Source organism: Flavobacterium adiutor, from assembly GCF_048282555.1.
Classification (GTDB): Bacteria; Bacteroidota; Bacteroidia; order Flavobacteriales; family Flavobacteriaceae; genus Flavobacterium.
In genome coordinates this window covers 2733098-2750466 of record NZ_CP182487.1, presented here as the reverse complement: position 1 = coordinate 2750466, position 17369 = coordinate 2733098, and the positions used below count along the sequence as shown (strand labels likewise).

10 protein-coding genes are annotated in these 17369 nt (G+C 34.8%); 1 reads left to right on the top strand and 9 read right to left on the bottom strand.

What is annotated here, in order from left to right; genetic code table 11:
- The first annotated feature begins 467 nt into the window (after positions 1 to 467).
- Positions 468 to 2315, top strand: a complete 1848-nt coding sequence (locus tag ACNC7R_RS11560; RefSeq protein ID WP_417941242.1) for a glycoside hydrolase family 97 catalytic domain-containing protein — start codon at positions 468 to 470, stop codon at positions 2313 to 2315.
- Between the two features lie 447 nt (positions 2316 to 2762).
- Here ACNC7R_RS11560 and ACNC7R_RS11555 read toward each other — a convergent pair whose 3' ends face one another.
- From ACNC7R_RS11555 to ACNC7R_RS11515, 9 genes are all read right to left on the bottom strand, one after another.
- Positions 2763 to 3524 carry an endonuclease/exonuclease/phosphatase family protein gene (locus tag ACNC7R_RS11555; protein WP_417941241.1) on the bottom strand — a complete coding sequence of 254 codons (762 nt, stop codon included), beginning with the start codon at positions 3522 to 3524 and terminating at the stop codon, positions 2763 to 2765.
- A gap of 205 nt (positions 3525 to 3729) precedes the next feature.
- The gene (locus tag ACNC7R_RS11550; RefSeq protein ID WP_417941240.1) at positions 3730 to 5247 is read right to left on the bottom strand and encodes a SusD/RagB family nutrient-binding outer membrane lipoprotein; all 1518 of its coding nucleotides are present in this window, start codon (positions 5245 to 5247) and stop codon (positions 3730 to 3732) included.
- Between the two features lie 33 nt (positions 5248 to 5280).
- Positions 5281 to 8691: a SusC/RagA family TonB-linked outer membrane protein gene (locus tag ACNC7R_RS11545; RefSeq protein WP_417941239.1), complete on the bottom strand. Its 3411-nt coding sequence runs from the start codon at positions 8689 to 8691 to the stop codon at positions 5281 to 5283.
- Between the two features lie 118 nt (positions 8692 to 8809).
- Positions 8810 to 9748: a FecR family protein gene (locus ACNC7R_RS11540; RefSeq protein ID WP_417941238.1), complete on the bottom strand. Its 939-nt coding sequence runs from the start codon at positions 9746 to 9748 to the stop codon at positions 8810 to 8812.
- Between the two features lie 118 nt (positions 9749 to 9866).
- Entirely contained in the window at positions 9867 to 10424 is a 558-nt protein-coding gene (locus ACNC7R_RS11535) for a sigma-70 family RNA polymerase sigma factor (RefSeq protein ID WP_417941237.1), read from the bottom strand.
- Between the two features lie 362 nt (positions 10425 to 10786).
- On the bottom strand, positions 10787 to 11869 hold the full coding sequence (locus tag ACNC7R_RS11530; RefSeq protein ID WP_417941236.1) for a LamG domain-containing protein: 1083 nt from the start codon (positions 11867 to 11869) through the stop codon (positions 10787 to 10789).
- 21 nt (positions 11870 to 11890) lie between these two features.
- Positions 11891 to 13222, bottom strand: coding sequence for a hypothetical protein (locus tag ACNC7R_RS11525; RefSeq protein WP_417941235.1), 1332 nt, complete (start codon positions 13220 to 13222; stop codon positions 11891 to 11893).
- Positions 13223 to 13273: 51 nt separating this feature from the next.
- A complete protein-coding gene (locus tag ACNC7R_RS11520; protein WP_417941234.1) occupies positions 13274 to 16744 on the bottom strand; it encodes a hypothetical protein in 3471 nt (1156 codons plus the stop codon).
- Positions 16745 to 16880: 136 nt separating this feature from the next.
- Positions 16881 to 17279 carry a hypothetical protein gene (locus ACNC7R_RS11515; protein WP_417941233.1) on the bottom strand — a complete coding sequence of 133 codons (399 nt, stop codon included), beginning with the start codon at positions 17277 to 17279 and terminating at the stop codon, positions 16881 to 16883.
- Between the last annotated feature and the right edge of the window lie 90 nt (positions 17280 to 17369).

The window sequence follows — 17369 nt, the reverse complement described above, 5'->3', positions numbered from 1 at the left end:
TCTTCTATAATTTGCGTTCTGATTTGTTTTTTAAAACTCTTTCATAATACTTCAAAAGCTTATTCTATAAAGTTTTAAACACTTTCCAGTCCGCTTTTTGTTCCCGTCACTCATTGTGATTCGTTCAGGACTTTGTAATAATCTTAAAATTTGCTATAAATGTCTCATAGACCCCCATTTCGGTAGAAATATCGTTCAAAGAATAACATTTGTTAAGCTGTCCGTAAGTTATATTTGTCTAATTAGAAGCTTTTTGATATTTTTGGTTCACCTGAAAAGTTCCATTAAGCATCATTTTTTTTCCAAAATTAAAAATACGGGATTCTCTGGCACTTTTAATCTCAGAATTTCGGATGGCAGTGTTTTTGTCATTTCGGGTAAATGACAGAATGTGTTTTTAAATTCATAGAATAATTCTTTCGTATAGCAAATAAGATTGAGAGTTTTGTTGACAATAAAAAAAAATAATGAGGTATAAAAAGAAATTAGTTGTATTTGTATTTGTTTGTATTCAGTTACCGGCAATTCTATTAGCTCAATCAAAAAAACACTCAGTTACCGTAACTTCTCCTGATAAGAAACTTATAGTTGAGATTGAACAAACCATTGAAAATACAATCGAATACAGTTTTCGGGCTGATAATCGTTTATTGATAAAAAAATCTAAGCTTGGGCTAGAATCATCAAACAATATCCATTGGAAAAAAGTTAGTAATTCCTCTGTAAAAGGATTTTGGCAGCCCGTTTGGGGTAAAAGGAAAAATGTATCTGATCATTACAATCAGACCATAATAGATCTCACTTCTTATCAAATAAAAATAAGAGTGTACAATGATGGAATGGCTTTCAGGTATGAAGGGTTAAATGCAGAGAAAGAATTCACAGAATTTAACTTTTCAAATAACTACTCAGCCTGGTATTATAATGAAGAAAGGCATAATATAGGTCCCGAAAAGTTATCAGAAGCAAATGATATTCGCAAACCTGTTATGGTTGTCAAAGCTGCTGAAAATAGTTATATGGCAGTACATGAAGCTAATCTTGAAAGTGGAGATCCTTTACTTTTACAGCCAAAAAAAGGAACAACGCTCTTTTCGATACCTTCTAAAAATGCAAAAGCATGGAGAGTTGTTATGTATGGAAGAGCTCCGGGAGATCTAATTGATTCTCACTTAATTGAATTGCTTAATCCTGAACCAGCTAAAGGAGCAGATTTTTCGTGGGTAACCCCAGGGGTGGCTGTATGGGATTGGCGTATTGACGGTGCAGTAGCCGATGGATTTAAATATGACATGTCACTGGAATCATGGAAGCGAATGGTTGATTTAGCGTCTGAGAATGCAATGAAATCATTAGTCTTAGACGCTAACTGGTACGGTGAAGAATTTAGTAAAGAATCAGATCCTTTAAAAGGAGGAAAAGTTGAACAAGTACATCAGATTATTACTTATGGAAAACAAAAAAATGTTGGCATTTGGCTTTATCTGAATGATGTTGGAGGAAAAAATTATCCTTTAGAAAAGACATTAAAACAATATGGAGACTGGGGAGCTGCAGGTGTAAAATATGGTTTTATGCAAGGCACGCCGGAGGAAAAAAACATACATACACAACATATAACAAAAATTTGTGCGGAAAACCATTTGATGGTCGATTTTCATGATGATCCTGTTCATCCGTACGGACAAATGAGAACCTGGCCCAACGCAGTTACACGCGAGTTCTGTCAGGCACAATTGGATGCACGAAGAGTATTTCAACCTGAAACGTTTGTTACCTCTGTATTTGTAAATATGGTAGCGGGACCTATCGATATGAACAACGGCACTTTTGATATGGAGCAAAAAGGAAGAGTCGACAATCCAATGCCTGTTCCTTCTACGATTACAGCAGAAGCAGCACGCACGCTCATAACATTTTCAGGGGCAACTATTATTCCTGATATTCCTGAAAACTACAATAAGTATCCGGAATTATTAAAGTTTATTAGTGCACAACAACAGCCTTGGCAGGAAAGTAAAACAATTAGCGGAGAAATTGGTCAGTACATTGTTATGGCACGTCAGGCAGCAGATGGAAACTGGCTTATAGCTGCAGCAACAAATGAAGATTGTCGTTCACTACGTATTCCGCTTAAAATATTAGGGAAAGGCAGTTACAAAACAATGATCATACAGGACGGAAAAGATGCAGATTTCAGAACTAATAAAGTGAGTCATGAAACGATTTCTAAAGAAGTTACCAGTAATGATTTTATAGATGTTAAACTAGCACCAGGTGGTGGAGCTTGTATTTTATTGCAAAAGAAAAAATAGTTGTTTGACAGTATAATGTTTCTCCTGAAAAGTATTATTTAAATATCTTCATAGTTTAATAAGAGCGGAATACAGAATTTAGATTCTGATTCCTCTTCCTTCTCTAATTAATCATAACTAAAATTTTTATAATTTTCTTCTTTTTCCTTACTTTTACATTTCAAGCAAGAATTATAATGTTCATTTAAACAAGTTTCTTTTAATTACTCAAATAATTTTTACGTTTTGAATTTCATTGCAAAATCGTAGAACTCTAGTTTTTAAAAATTAAAAATGCAGGAAATATGTGGGTTACGGGCTTAAGGGTCGAATCCTGCTCTCCCCACTGAAAGGCCAAAAAGTCGAAAATCTATGGATCAAAAAATGACTTTTGCTATTCATTTTTCGATAGGTTTAAATTTATAAAGATAAAGTTATTCGCAAATGCTATAAAACGGATCAATTTCTTTAATAACCCAATTCTATATAAACAGGCAAATGATCCGATGGATATCTTAACTCTTTTGAATCACTTAAAACAGCAAATTTTTCTACTTTAAAACCAGCATCTTTAGATATAAAAATATAATCCAATAATCGTGTTACGGGTTCATTATACTTAAAACCGTTAAAAGTTCCAGAAGGGCCAAAAGGTTGTGTTTTTGAAATTGTTCTGGTATCTTTCATCGCTTTCTTTAGAAGCAAAATCGCATCTGAGTCTGGCTCTGAATTTAAATCTCCAGTAAAAATGACCTGATAATTTTTATTATTCACTTCTTTAATTTTACCCAAAATCAGTTTTATACCATTTATTTTTGCTTGTTCACCTACATGGTCTAAATGGGTATTGAAAACCCAGAAAAACTGCTTTGTTTTTAAATCTTTAAACAAAGCATATGTGCATACTCTTTTATATGCCGCATCCCAACCCAAAGAAATTTCACCTGGTGTTTCTGAGAGCCAAAAAGTGTTACTTACAAGCATTTTTAAACGTTCTTTATTATAAAAAATAGCTGAGGATTCCCCTTTTCCAATCCCATCTCTTCCTATTCCAACAAAACTATATTTTGAAAGTTTATTTGCAATGTCATTTACCTGATTGGGTGCTGCTTCCTGAATTCCTAATACATCCGGATCATAAAACGCAATTTGCGATGTAAAAAAATCTTTGCGGTGACTCCAGTCATTATCACCATCAGCTTTAAGATCAACACGGATGTTATAGCTCATTATTTTTAAATTCTGTCCCTTCATTTGTATTCCTAAAAGAATAACTATCAAAAGTTTCACTTTTCTCATAATTTTATCTCTAAATCTTTATAAAATTGATTTCTTGTTTTCTATTATTCACCAATAAAAACGCTGCTCTAATTATAAAGAGCAGCGCTAAAAAAAATAAAAAAACAAAAAATGAAAGTCAATATATATCTTTTGGCTAATTTGCTAAAAGCCACATTGTTTTATTAATTTCATCATAACCTCCAAACTGACGATTTAATGCTTCCATCAAATTTTGACTGTTATAATTCAATTCTGAAGAAGGATATAGATATCTCACGGGCATGCTTGCTGGACTATTAACGTTTAAGTTCGTTGATGGGTCAATATTAAAATCAGGATATTTATTTCTTCTGTATTCAAAATACGAAGTTTCACCGTCAACTAAAAAATTAAGGAGGTAACGCTGCATCCATATTTGCTTTAATTGAGTAGCTGCATCTTCAGCAAAAGCTGCTTCACCTGTAAAATAAGTATCAATATCATTTTGCATAATAGGATTTCCATGTGCAAAAGTAGCATCGGTACTCATGACATTTTTTAAGGCAGCTTTAACTCCATTTTCGTAGTAAACCTTTGCACTTGATGTAGTAATCCAACCTTTGATTCGTGCTTCAGCCAAAATCAATTCCTGTTCAGCATAGGTAAGCAGCCTTCTTGGATCGCTATTTTGTTTGGTTTGGTATCTCAGGTTTATTTTAGAATATTTTCCTGCTGCATAATTGGCATTCATTAGTCCGTAATCTAATGAAGTTTTTACACCTGTATAAGCCATAAAATCGTTTTGAGAAAAACCTTTTGCAATTTGATCTGCTGAGGGTTCTCCAAAATAAAACAATCGTTTATCATTTAGTCTTTTAAGATTATCTACCACGATATCACTTAAAATAGTTCTACCAGTAAACATATCGTTTGTACTGTATAAGGGATGCAAGTTTACACTATTATACTCCAAACCAAAATAATCAGAATCATCTTGAAGAAGTATATTTTCATTAACTATACGGGCAAATTTCTCTTTAATTTTTAAATCAGCATCGTTTTCTTTTCCACTCAAAGTCATTAAAATTTTAAGTTCAAATGCATTGCAGGCTCTTCTCCATCTTAGGGGATTTCCTTTAAAAATAGTTGGATCGCCATCAAAAGTAGCACCTTTTGAGAATTCAATACTTGCCTGTTCTAATTCAGTAAGAATACCCATAAAAACTTCTTTTTGAGAATCGTATTTTGGTTTGTAATTTCCCTGCAGACCAAGATTTGTTTCACTGTATGGAATATCTCCCATCTTCATAGTCAGGAGATAGAAAGTGTACGCTCGTATAAAATGACCTATTCCTTTGTATGAGTTTTCTGCCGGACTGCCCTGAGCTGCCAGTACCATTTTATCAATATCAGGAAAAATGGTCATTTTGTTAAAACTTGAATTGGCTATTAAGTTATATTGGGTTCCTAATTGTCCCTCATTTGCATAACCAACATATTTAGGCAAAGCATTTTCAGAAATATATTCTTTTGCATCACTACCTTGATATTTCGCAATACTCAGAATTACATTTGTAGCTAACAATGAAGCACTTACCTGAGTAGGTGTATTAGGGTTTGTATTGATTTCATCAAAATTACTACAGCTGGAAAACATTAGCATACCTGTAATTGCAACGATTATTTTTTTCATATCAATAATTTTAAATTATGTTTAATTTTCAATTTAGAATTCAAGCTTAATATTGCAACCTACAAAACGCTGTGACGGATCGCTAAAATTATCAACTCCTCCATCTGGATCAGAATATTTAAAATCTTTTGCCCAAAGGAATAAATTTTGACCTATTGCTGATAGGGTAGCATTTTTTGCTTTTATAAAACTATATACTGACTTAGGAACATTATAAGTCAATGAGACTTCTCTTACTTTCAAAAAAGTAGTGCTGTAAGTATCAGCAGGAGAAGGATTACCTCCCCAGGCTGTACCTTTATGAATTCTTTTTACATAGTTTTCATAAGTTACAGGCACGTCATTTTTATCATATTGTCTGGTGTCACTCGTAATATTTCCGTAGGCATTATAAGTTACTGTACCTGAAATTACTTTTACCCCATCTCCAATGTAATTACTTGTACCTGTGGTAATATCTTTGTAACGAATATCATTTACAGAGTCAGGATGGTTTCCAGACTGCCACATATACATTTCGGTTGTAGTTTGCGCCAAACCTCCTACTCTTCCATCGACAGCAATATTCAAAGTAAAATTTTTATAACGAAGCGAAGATGTCAAGCCCCAAATCCAATCAGGATCACCATATCCATAAACCGATTCATAAGCAGAATAGACCGGTAGTCCATTCTCATAAATTATACTGCCATCAGCACTCTTTTGGAAATCATTTAAAACAAAAGCATCAACTCTTTTTCCCACTTTTACCCAAGGTCTGTCGGCCGAAAATTTTTTGTCTAACTTAGTATAATAGCGTGCATACTTAGACCAGTTTGCCATTACATCCCATTGCCAGTCAGCTGTTTTTATTGGCGTAAGGTTTAATGTAAGCTCAACTCCTCTTCGGGTAATTTCCTGATCTATATTGATATAATTGGCACTAAAACCTGATGCACTGCTTACATTGGTAGGTGTCAAAAAATCGTACATTCTTTTTGAATAATAGGTAAAATCAAATGACAAACGTTTTTTGACTAAACTGGCAGCTGTACCCATTTCCCAAGTACTGGACGATTCTGGCCTAACTTCGTTACCGCGTATAACATCAGGATAGGAAGCCGAGTTTAAACCTCCCCAGGCATTGGTTGTAATATTGTAAACCGAATTAATATCATAAACTCCTGCCGGGGTTTTAGATGAAGTCCAGGAACCTCGAAGTTTCCATAAGGATAACCAATCAAATTTTGGTAAAACTTCTGAAACTAAAAAACTGCCTGAAACAGATGGATACAGATAAGAACGTGTAGATTCAGGAAGTGTCGAACTCCAGTCCTTTCGTAAAGTACCCTCAAGAAAAGCCATTCCCTTCCAAGATCCGGCAAGTCTTCCATAAAAACTATTTACCTGTCTTTTGTAAACAGAAGAGTTTACAACGGCATTAGTAACAGAAGCTTTTAAAGAATAGAAACCCGGAACAGAAAGTCCTCCCTGGGTTCTGGCCTCAATACCTTCGTCTTGTGTATAATAAATAGTACCTCCAAAAAGACCCTCAATATCAAAATCATTAATTTTTTTATTTCCAGTTAAGATAAAATCAGTGTTAGAACTATAACCACTTCCTAAACCTTCATTATAAGATCCTTTTAAAGATTCTCCCCAAATCTCAGTCCCGTTAAGAATAACGGTAGAAACACCCGCACCAACCAGAGATCCTTTTGAAATCCTAACAGTCTGCTTATTATTATAGGTATCAAAACCAGTTCTGACAGTCGCTTTAAGCCAGGGAACTATTTCATAACTTGCCGAAACAAAACCGTTAAAAACATTACGGTCTAAACTGTGTAATCTTTCAAATCTGTCAAAATAAGGATTATTATTTGTACCGGTATAACTGTTGTTTTGCGATTCATTTTTTACAAGCCAATAATCTTTATATTTTCTTATGTCGTAATCCGGAGATGACCAAACCAGAATATTATACATTGGATCATAACCTTTATAACCATTAAATCCAATATTTGGCGAGCTTTGCTTATTTATCGATATTGAAGATGATAATTTAAATTTATCTAAACTCATATCTCCACCTAATGTATAAGTATATTTATCATATTGAGAATTTGGATATTGCCCTTTATTGCTAACCCAGGTTGCAGATGATCTAAGATTCCCAAATTCTCCTTGCTGTGTTACACTTAAGTTGTTATTTAAAATATACCCCTGATCCAGAAAGTTTTTAAAATTATCCTTTCCTATTGGTAAATAAGGCATCGATTTATAGGATTTACTAACCGGATCCCACTGAACAACTTCCTGCCCTTCCATTGGTACTCCCCAGGAGCCTGTACCTTTATACATATTAGTAGTAGCATCTATCTGTCTTCCAAAAGTCGTTTGGGTTTCAGGAATTGCCAAATAACCTGCTGTAAACATCGTACTGCTGTTTAGTGATACGGTAAGGCCTTTTTTAGAACTTCCTTTTTTAGTTGTTACCACAATAGCACCGCTGGCACCACGATAACCATATAAAGCTGACGCAGTTGCACCTTTCAATACACTTAAAGATTCTATATCATCAGCAGGAATATCTCTAAGGGTCATGTTTGCATAAGGTACTCCATCAATAACTAACAAGGCACTTTCACCTCGAATTTCAACAGTAGGAGCTTCAGCAAATTCAGTGCTGTTTTTCACAAGTAAACCTGATACTTTACCAGTTAATGATGTTGCAACATCTACACCTTTTACCGTTTGTACGGAAGAACCCTCGACTTTTTGTACAGCATATCCAAGAGCCTTTTCTTCTCGTTTAATTCCTAAGGCAGTAATTACTAACTCGTTTAGTGCTTCGGCTTCCTCTTCAAGGGTAATATTGATTATCCTTTCTGTTTCAACTTTTTGCTTAACCGTTTTAAATCCCATATAAACAAAAACAAGTATTTCTCCTTCTTTGGCCTCAATACTATATTTTCCATCTAAATCTGTTTGTACACCTACTGATGTTCCCTCAATTAGGATTGTAGCTCCCGGAATGGGTTTACCTAAATTATCTGTAACTGTCCCTGAGATTTTTATTTGCTTTACGCCATTTACAACCTTTTTACCTTTAGCAAGACTATTCATTTTAAAAGTAATCAAACCATCATTTATTTGATAAGCAACGTTAAATTTTACAGCAGCTTCCTTAAGTAATGATGCTATCGTTTGTGTTCCTGAACTAACAGGAACTTGAGTTTTAAGTTTTGCAACCTCATCGGAATAAAGAAGCGAAAAATCAGTTTGACTTTCAATAGTTTTAAATAAAGCTTTGAGTTCATAAACATTTTTTGAAACGGATACTGGAGTAGATTCTGTGCTTTGCGAGCTAAATGCTGACGCAAATATCACTTGCGTCCATAACGTAACCAAGAAAAAGAAAAGTATGATCTTTTTATTATTGTTTTTATTTGTTACAAGATACATAATTTGAATATATTTGTTTTATGTTAATTATTTTCAATTAATTTAACCCGATGATTGGTGGCCGCCATGTTCGGGTTTTTTTATGTTTTTTGAGTAGTTTTTCAGTTTTGCATAGGCGTTAGTTTTTACAGGGTTTTAATTTTATTTTTATAGTGTCATTTTTGATTGTAGTATATTCCATATCATTAATAAAACGAATGCTACTTAAGATTTTTTCGATGTCATTGCCTGAGAAATTTCCACTAATAGTATTGCATTGATAAAGTTTTGAATCCAGTTTAAATACCACATTGTATTTCCTCTGAATTGTTAGCAATACCTGATCTATCTGAGCGTGATCAAAAAAGATTCTTCCTTCTTTCCATGCCAGGTAATTTGATGATTCTATATTATTGGATCTTATGAGAGCACCGGAAACATCATCATAAGTTATTCTTTGATTTTTAGTGATAATTTCAGATTTAGATGAATGCTGATCTGTAACTTTTACTTTTCCGGAAACAACCGTTACTGCCGGAATACCTTTTTCATAATTGGTTACAATAAATCTCGTACCCAGAACCTGTATTTTTAAATGAGCTGAAGAAATTATAAAGGGATGTTTTTCTTTGTGTACAACTTCAAAATAAGCCTCTCCTTTTAAAGTAATTTCTCTGGAATCTTCTCCAAAGTGTTCTGGATAAACTATACTGCTTCCTGAATTTAAATAAACCACGGAGGAATCAGGTAACCGTACATTTTTTTGCTCGCCAAATTGGGCAACAACAGTAATAAATTGATTCGTTTTAAAAATAGAATTAAAAGTAAACAGCAACGTACCTAAAAGTACAACCGCCGCAACAGATGCCGAAATTCTATAATAATAGGTTTTCTTTTTTCTTTCTAAACGCTCTTCAATTTTAAGTAAAATACGATCTCCCAAAACACTATCAACGGTATGTTCTGTAATACCGTTATCCTGAATTTTGTTGAAATATGTATTTATTATTTTTTTTTCCTTTTCAGAAGATTGGTCTTCACTGTATCTTTTAAAAAGATGCTTGTACTGTTTTTGCATATGACTATTAGATAAGGTCTTTACTATATAGTACACGAAAAGCAGGCAGCACCTATAAAATTTTTAAAGCATTACAATTTGTTAACATTCTTAACAAAAAGTTTGAAAATAACTCTAGTTAAGAACAAAAAATAAGGATGGCTAATAATTTAAGGTAATAATTATTTTCTGTCTTTAACATTTTTAACGCTTTATTGATTTGATTTTCCACCGTACTTACCGATATGTTTTTATGTTCAGCAATATCTTTAATACTCCTATTTTCATAAAATCTAAGATTAAAGATTTCAAGGCACTTTGGAGGTAAAATTTCATGTGCTTTTTGTCTGACTTGCTCAACAAGCTGTTCTTTTGGAAATTCAGTAAATTCCTGTTCCTCTATCAACTGTATAGATTCTTCTAAAACTTGTAATTCAAAAGCAGTTAGTTTCTTATTTTTAAGACTTTTTGCACATTGGTTTCGAACAGCCTGAAATAAATATGCAGTATAATTTTGAATTTCAATATCATTCATTCGTACCCAAAAATCAATAAATATTTCCTGAATAATATCTTCAGCTGATTCTTTATCACGTAAAATATTAAAAGCAAAAGCATACAGAGCTTTCCAGTTTTGCAGGTAAACTTTATTAAAAACAGGTTTTTTATTTAAAAAAGTATTGTGTTGTACGTCCACTGCATTAGTTTTAAGTTACTGCAAAGCTATATGACCCTCATACAACTTTACTATTTATCAATATGATGTTTTTATTAAATTTTTAATGAATAAAAAAATCTTGATTACTTAAAACGATAAAATAACGACAAGTTGCTAACTATAAGAGTAAGTCAGGTCACGTTCAATGTCATTTAATCCTGCTCTCACCGAAGAAAGGATAAAAGAAGCGAAAACGAAAGCTTTTAATCTTTTTAAAAACCCGCAAAAAAAAATGATAAAGCCTGCAAATTGTAAAATTTGAAGGCTTTATGTTTTAGTGTACCTTTTAGATTGTATAAAACTGCTAAAAATTCCTACAGATCAACACGAAGTAAGCCGATTTAAGAGATTGCACCCGGGGAAACGTAGGAAACAGATCCTATTGGTGTAGCGTTGTTTTTTGTAGGTGAACTGTCATTACCGTTTTGGGCAGAGAAAGTATAATAGCCTATCAATCCTGCTTCATTTCCCAGAAGCGGTTTATTCATGTTTGCTAGAATTTCAGTAGTAGATAACGCTCGATTCCATATCCTTACTTCATCAATACTTCCTGTAAACTGACGGAATGGTTCCTGTATCTGAGCAACATTACCCATCATCAACGGAAGGTTGTTGTTTACATCAATGGGAGGGGAAATATTAGAACGTGGAGTAGACTGAATTAGCTTACCATCGAGGTAAAGTTCTAATACATTCGAACGTCTTACGGCAGTCAGGAAATGCCAGTTATCATCATTTATTCCTGAAGGTACTGAATTTATTTCATAGAATCCAAAACCATTGTCAGTTGCAAATTTAATACTGGAATCATTTTTTATCACTAAAAGAAATCCCCCGTTTCCAGAACCTCCCTGAGTCGATTTTCTTGAAATCACTGTGCCTGATCCTTTAGTTCTGACCCACGCCTGAAGAGAAAAGTCGAATGTCCCAAAATTATAAACAGAATTGGATGGTGCGGTTAGGTACGATGGATTGCCTGTAAGGTTCAAAGCATAACTTGTAGTAAGATTATATAATACTGTAATAGCTGCTTGTGCAACATCGGGAGTGAAATTTACTGCGATAAGAACCATAAACATATCTTCTTTAGAAAGATTAGGGAATATAGTTGGATCCAGTAATATCTTTCCTAATTGCAAGGCTGTCAGGTCTGGAAATCCTTCATCTGACATCAATCCTTTTGCAACAAATTCCGGATCATTATCAAAAGCTTTTAGTCCCTGAGCCATTTCCAAGGGTGTTATTCCCTTCCATATTGTACTTAAAATAGTAGCCAGTACTTGTGGGTGTATTGCGGGAGCCGCTGCCAGTGCAGCACTAGCAGCTAAACCGCCGGATTTTAATTTTTTAACAGCCTCAAGTGGACTCAGGCCAGTTTCTTGATAAGCAAGTAATTGCTGCTCTAAATTTTTAAGATTTTCCATAATTGATTTGTTTTTAATAATTTATTTATGAATCTGGCGAAAAATGCCAGCTACTTCCACAGGGGAGAGTTTTGGGAAATATTGTTTCAGTGCCAGACCAAGCTGTTCAGTACTGTAGCCTGCCTGTGCAAGAGAAAGACCAAAATCCATAGCGCTTATTCCTGGAAATTGAGATACCAGATTTGCCCCTGCTTCTATAGAAGTCAGACCCTTCTCTTTGTCCAATATGGCAAGATCAGCGGGTGTTGTCCTTCCGAATGCCAGCGAAATTGCCTCTGCGACCTGCTCTGGTGTAAGTTTAGGAAATCCAATTTTTAACGCAGCTGTCATCTCAGTCAATTGATAACCTGCCTTTGCCATTGCTATAGCCGTGTCATTAGCAGAAGCTAGTGGAAAATGTTTTAGGATAAGGGAAATACAATCACTTGCCAATTTTTTATTTGTAAACTGCAGCCTGGCAAGTTCCATCAAGGTGAATACCGTAATGGTTAGTTGCTTCTGGTTTACGATAACACCTTTTATAAAAGCTGTAAGAGTAAATGTTGTAGTAGCCAGAATAGTATAAGGAAAACTTGCTTCTATAAGTTTTATAGCATTGTCTCCTGAATTAAGATTGCTGATTCCGTGTTCTGAAAAAAAAGAGAGTGAGATACTGTCAACATCTTCAGTTGTATTCCATGAAAACTGAATTTTAGAGCCTTCTCCCACTACAGTCTGATCGACAAAAAAAGTAAGATAATGTTTATTTCCGATTATATCCGGCGGCAATTGTGATGGAGTTAATTTTCCATTAAGGTTTTGAAGATCAGGAATACGATTCGTATCAAAAATGCCTTTTGTTATGACTGAAGCATCAAGGTTTTGAATTGATTGTTGAGGAATTCTTGAAGGACGAATCTGTACTGCCAATGCAGCACCTTCGATTTTGGATACAATTTTATTGGTGATGGTTACATTGGCAAGTAGTATACCATTATTTATTGATTCTCCAGCAGCAATCAGTTTTAATTCTGGATCACTTTTTAGCTGATTATCAGTACCTGATACAGGAACAGTCTGATGACTTATAGTAAACTGATACTCTCCGTCGGCCGAAGTTATTACATAGGATTTCTCGGCTGTTAATAATATGTAAGCTCCGTTTATATCAATTGCCGCACCTGAGCTTACACTTATCGCTGAACCACTAGTATGAACTGTAAGACCTGAAAGAACCCCCGCAGAGAATAGCTGTTGATTGCCAAAATTACGGTACCTGATATTATAATCCTGTTCCCGGTTGAAATCGTCAAGCTGAAGCAGTTGTCCCGCATAATACATTTGTTGAATGATAGATGGTATAATATCGGCCATGATTTCTATATTTTAATGATGCACTAATTTTGTTGCTCACGATGATAATTTTTATGTAATTCTGGTATTTATTCCTATTACAGCCTTGCCAATTCTAAATTGAGCATCTGCAGCGGTCTGGTTTGCATATACTACCTCTGAAGTCAAACCATCTTTATTATAGCTTCTCATTTTGTCTAAAAATGCTTTCAAATCATTATTGAATGCTACTGCCCCATCGAGGTTGTCGCCAATCTGGTTTAAAGTAGCGATAGTACTTTTAAGATTGTTTTCAGCCTCTTGGGTTAAGAATTTATAACCGGTTATGGAGGTCTGTATTGAAGCATTCATTCTAAAATCAGGGTCTTTCTGTAACATTTCTGACCACGGTCTATAATATGAAGTGTTTTCCATTGGTCTGAAGCCTGTAGAGGGTATTTTAGAGGGTATATTTCCGGAGCCTATTTTTCCACCTAAAAAAATTAACTTATAGAAAATATTCGGATTTTCTCCTAAATCTGCGGAAGGAGAAGGAAAATTCCAATTTAGAGTATAATCACCCTGTTCGTTAATGCCCGCTTCTAAAGATTTTACTTTTATTGTAGCAGCCATTTTCTCAAGACTGGAATCGAGAGACAAGATAAGTTGCTGTACAGGGCCTTTGATAGCGTTAATTTTATCCTGAGCCTCCTGTTTTCCGTCGTCACCTCCAAATATTTTTTTGATTTCATCCCACACTTTTTGAAGAATATCCAGAAGTCCTCCTACGGCTCCGGCAATGCCTGCAGCGAATACTGCGGTAATTGCAGCCCCAAGTTCAACTAATCCTTCAAGACCTGCTGCTATGAGTCCCTCTGCTAAAGCTTCTGAAAGTGTTTGAGCCAAGTCCTTTGCAACTTCTTCGGCTGCTCTACAAAGCATCCTTGCTGCCAGCTTGGCTCCTCCCCGCTTAGCAATTTCAAGAGCAATAGCTTTGTAAAACGCAGGGTTCTTTAGCAGCTGTTCAATTATGCTTCCCATATTAGAAACTAGGGTTTCAATCATTGCCCCCGGCAAACCGCCAATTGACGTGGGTATGGTAACATTTAAATCCATCTTGATATTGTCACTCATGATAGATGTACCGGCAACAGAAAAAGTATAGTTTATCTGTATGGGCATAAGCATAGTTCCATCTCCATTGTCAGTTGGATTTTTTCCTTTCTGCAATGCTGGACTGAAACTTGATTTTAGTTCTGCAAACATTTTATCCACAATGCTTTCGCAGCCTCCCCTACCTGTCATACCGTTTAGTTTTTGAACCAGAGCAGCGATAGAATCCAAATCTTTAGTATCGATTCCATCAATTTTCGTAATTGAAAACCCTCCTGACTCTTGTTTTTTTGTCCATTGCCATTCAAACCCAAATCGTGGATTATCAAAACTATAGGTCCCTGTAAAAATTCCTTTTTGATATTTGGCGATGATTTTGTCGCCAATCGTAGTTCCAAAGAGTTTGAGATTGCTTATACTTATTTCAAAATTGTTTCCTCCTACAGTGCCTATTGAAAGCACCGGAGATTCAAGCGATATAAAAAAAGCTGTTATGACTGTAGCACTTGTAACCCTGCCATTCTGATAAGTACCTCCATAGGAGCCTGATAGAGTAATTCCATCAGTTTGTACAGACAAATCAATTACAAAAACATATTTTTCAAACAGCAATAAATTAGCATGTATGTTATAACCGGGCTTAAATAGGGTTAATGCATTATCAATTCCTGTATGAGCAGAACCATCTAAATTTTTGGGTTGGTCGAGTTGTATGGGATTAGTATAGGAAAAAGTGTAATTCTTTTTATCTTTTACAGATTCCGGTACACTCAAATAATACATCGTACCAGAAATAAATCCGATTTGTTTAGTGATTTGATCAACCCATTCCCATGGTTTTTGTATCACCTCTCTAACAAACTGATTTAGTGTTAATGCCGGTGTCGCATTGAGTGACACCAATACCAAACGGGCTTCTTTATCCTCAAACACCACATTCCCCTGCAGTTGAAGTTTTGCATCACTAAAGTTAAAATCTATATAACCACCTATGGCCAGATCCAGTTTTTCTTTGACTTCCGGCTCTGTGCCTTCAGCTTTTTTAGCAAATGTTTTATTGATACACAGATATAATTTGGCGAAATTAATTCCAGTCATTCCCAAAGGCTTATTGATGCTTTGATTTGGTGATCCCGCCATGATATCAACAGTAGCTACGAGCTTGTCATCATTTACTAATAAGTCGCCGCCAAATACAAATGCTTTTTCAAAAGCAGTAAAGGTTATGCTGCCGCTCAGTTCATATTGATTTTTATTTGAAGTATATTTAAAAAGTATCCCCTGCCTTCCTCTTAGCCCCTCTAATGTTAAAAAGTTAAGAAATGTTATGGCAGGCAGTTGCGCATAAAAATAAGCAGCTGTAACGGGATCAGGGGTACCGCTTTTATGATTTTCCGTTTTAAATCCATATAGGATTAATGAGTTCACCTGCTCGGTTTTATATCCGATTTTAATCAGGGATCCGAATAAAGATATTTGATTGAAATTAATGATTACCCAAAAACAAATACCTGTAACATCTTCACCTGAAAACGCTTCGGTAAACTGAGCCATGAAATCTGTATCTATTGCATTGCCAGCACGAATACCAACTTTTGTTAGCTGTGTACCGTTTTCAATTATTGTTTTTTCTGCTAGCGGAAACACAGAAGGCATATACTGAGTGACATTTGAATCACCTACAGGACCTTCAGATTTATTTTGAAGACTTGCAACCTGATGCAATGCGTCAAGGTAAGTAACTTCTGGAACCATTGAATCCGGAGTATCATCTTTATCCTTAACAGAAATTGTTTTTTTAGCAGCTGTTTTGGCTACCTTGAATATTCCCGCACTTTCAATATCAACCGTCAGGTTTATTGAGGCAACGCCAAATATTGCGTCTATAATTTTGCCTACATTAATTTTTCCGTAAAAAGCAAAGTAAATAACCGATACATTATTTGATAAAAAATAAGCTGCTTTTAACGAAGCATTTGAAAGTACCTCAAAAAGTTTTGTGTTTTGTTTTATTGAAAGATTACAGCCGAGAAATATAATCTGATCTTTAAAATTAGACTGACTGTTTGCAGCGCTTGGACTAAGATACTGATAATAGAAAAAAGCTTTATCAATACTAATATCGCTCAAAATGGGAATTGGAATTGTTATTTTATCCATTTCCCCTGTGAATTTTATCAGGCGATATTCTCCATTTGTACTGGGTTTCTTATTCTGATCTGTTCTGGATATCGCACCGCTAAATTTAGCGACGGAAAGGGCACTGGAACCTTCAGGCAGGATGACATTAAGGTTATTAAACCTTTCTTTTACAGTTTCAGCAAGGTCAAATTTACAACTTTTTACTGCAATAGATAAAGTAGTACTATTAAACGTTGCCTCAAAGACTATAGGAATATCATCAGCTATGATTGTGGTGCCAATTCCGATATTTTGCATATCTGAATTCATAACTAGAGATTAGATCAAATAAAATGGTTAAATGAGTCATTGATAAAAAGAATTTCCAAAAAGTGACTTGCTATGATTAGAAAAAAACAAGCTTTTCGGTTCACCTTTTGGAAATTCTTAAGAAACAGTATACTATTTATGCTTTGGTACCTTTTACTGATCCAGGTATTTGCTTTGCATCTACATAAGCACCTGTAGCAAACTGAATTGCAATGTTTTTAATTGCAAAGGTAGTTTTCGTAGAGTCAGTACTGTCTTTAATATTAGGAAGGATTGATGCCGGCGGACTAAGCTCCAGATAAAAATTATCAGGAAATGTCTCTTTAGAGTCCACATTGTAAGACGCTGCGACATGGGCTAACATAGGTACGTTCTCTGTTGTTGGGGTCACGGCAACTTCTGCTTCATTATAAATTGTTAAAGTGTATGCGTTAACGTCTATAATTGGGGTACTCGTCGGAATCGCAACAGAAACGTCATAAGTGTCATTAAGAATAACGACATCGGTCTGAATTTTACCATTAATTTTTGCCATTTTTATGAATTTAATTTGTTAATAATTGATTTTACTTTATGATCAGCTACTTCGTTATGTTGCATTACCCAGTAATAAATCTTAATACGA

Coding starts and splice junctions, on each gene's coding strand:
- ACNC7R_RS11560 (WP_417941242.1), top strand. CDS start 468: ATGAGGTATAAAAAGAAATTAGTTGTATTTGTATTTGTTTGTATTCAG.
- ACNC7R_RS11555 (WP_417941241.1), bottom strand. CDS start 3,524: ATGAGCTATAACATCCGTGTTGATCTTAAAGCTGATGGTGATAATGAC.
- ACNC7R_RS11550 (WP_417941240.1), bottom strand. CDS start 5,247: ATGAAAAAAATAATCGTTGCAATTACAGGTATGCTAATGTTTTCCAGC.
- ACNC7R_RS11545 (WP_417941239.1), bottom strand. CDS start 8,691: ATGTATCTTGTAACAAATAAAAACAATAATAAAAAGATCATACTTTTC.
- ACNC7R_RS11540 (WP_417941238.1), bottom strand. CDS start 9,748: ATGCAAAAACAGTACAAGCATCTTTTTAAAAGATACAGTGAAGACCAA.
- ACNC7R_RS11530 (WP_417941236.1), bottom strand. CDS start 11,869: ATGGAAAATCTTAAAAATTTAGAGCAGCAATTACTTGCTTATCAAGAA.
- ACNC7R_RS11525 (WP_417941235.1), bottom strand. CDS start 13,222: ATGGCCGATATTATACCATCTATCATTCAACAAATGTATTATGCGGGA.
- ACNC7R_RS11520 (WP_417941234.1), bottom strand. CDS start 16,744: ATGAATTCAGATATGCAAAATATCGGAATTGGCACCACAATCATAGCT.
- ACNC7R_RS11515 (WP_417941233.1), bottom strand. CDS start 17,279: ATGGCAAAAATTAATGGTAAAATTCAGACCGATGTCGTTATTCTTAAT.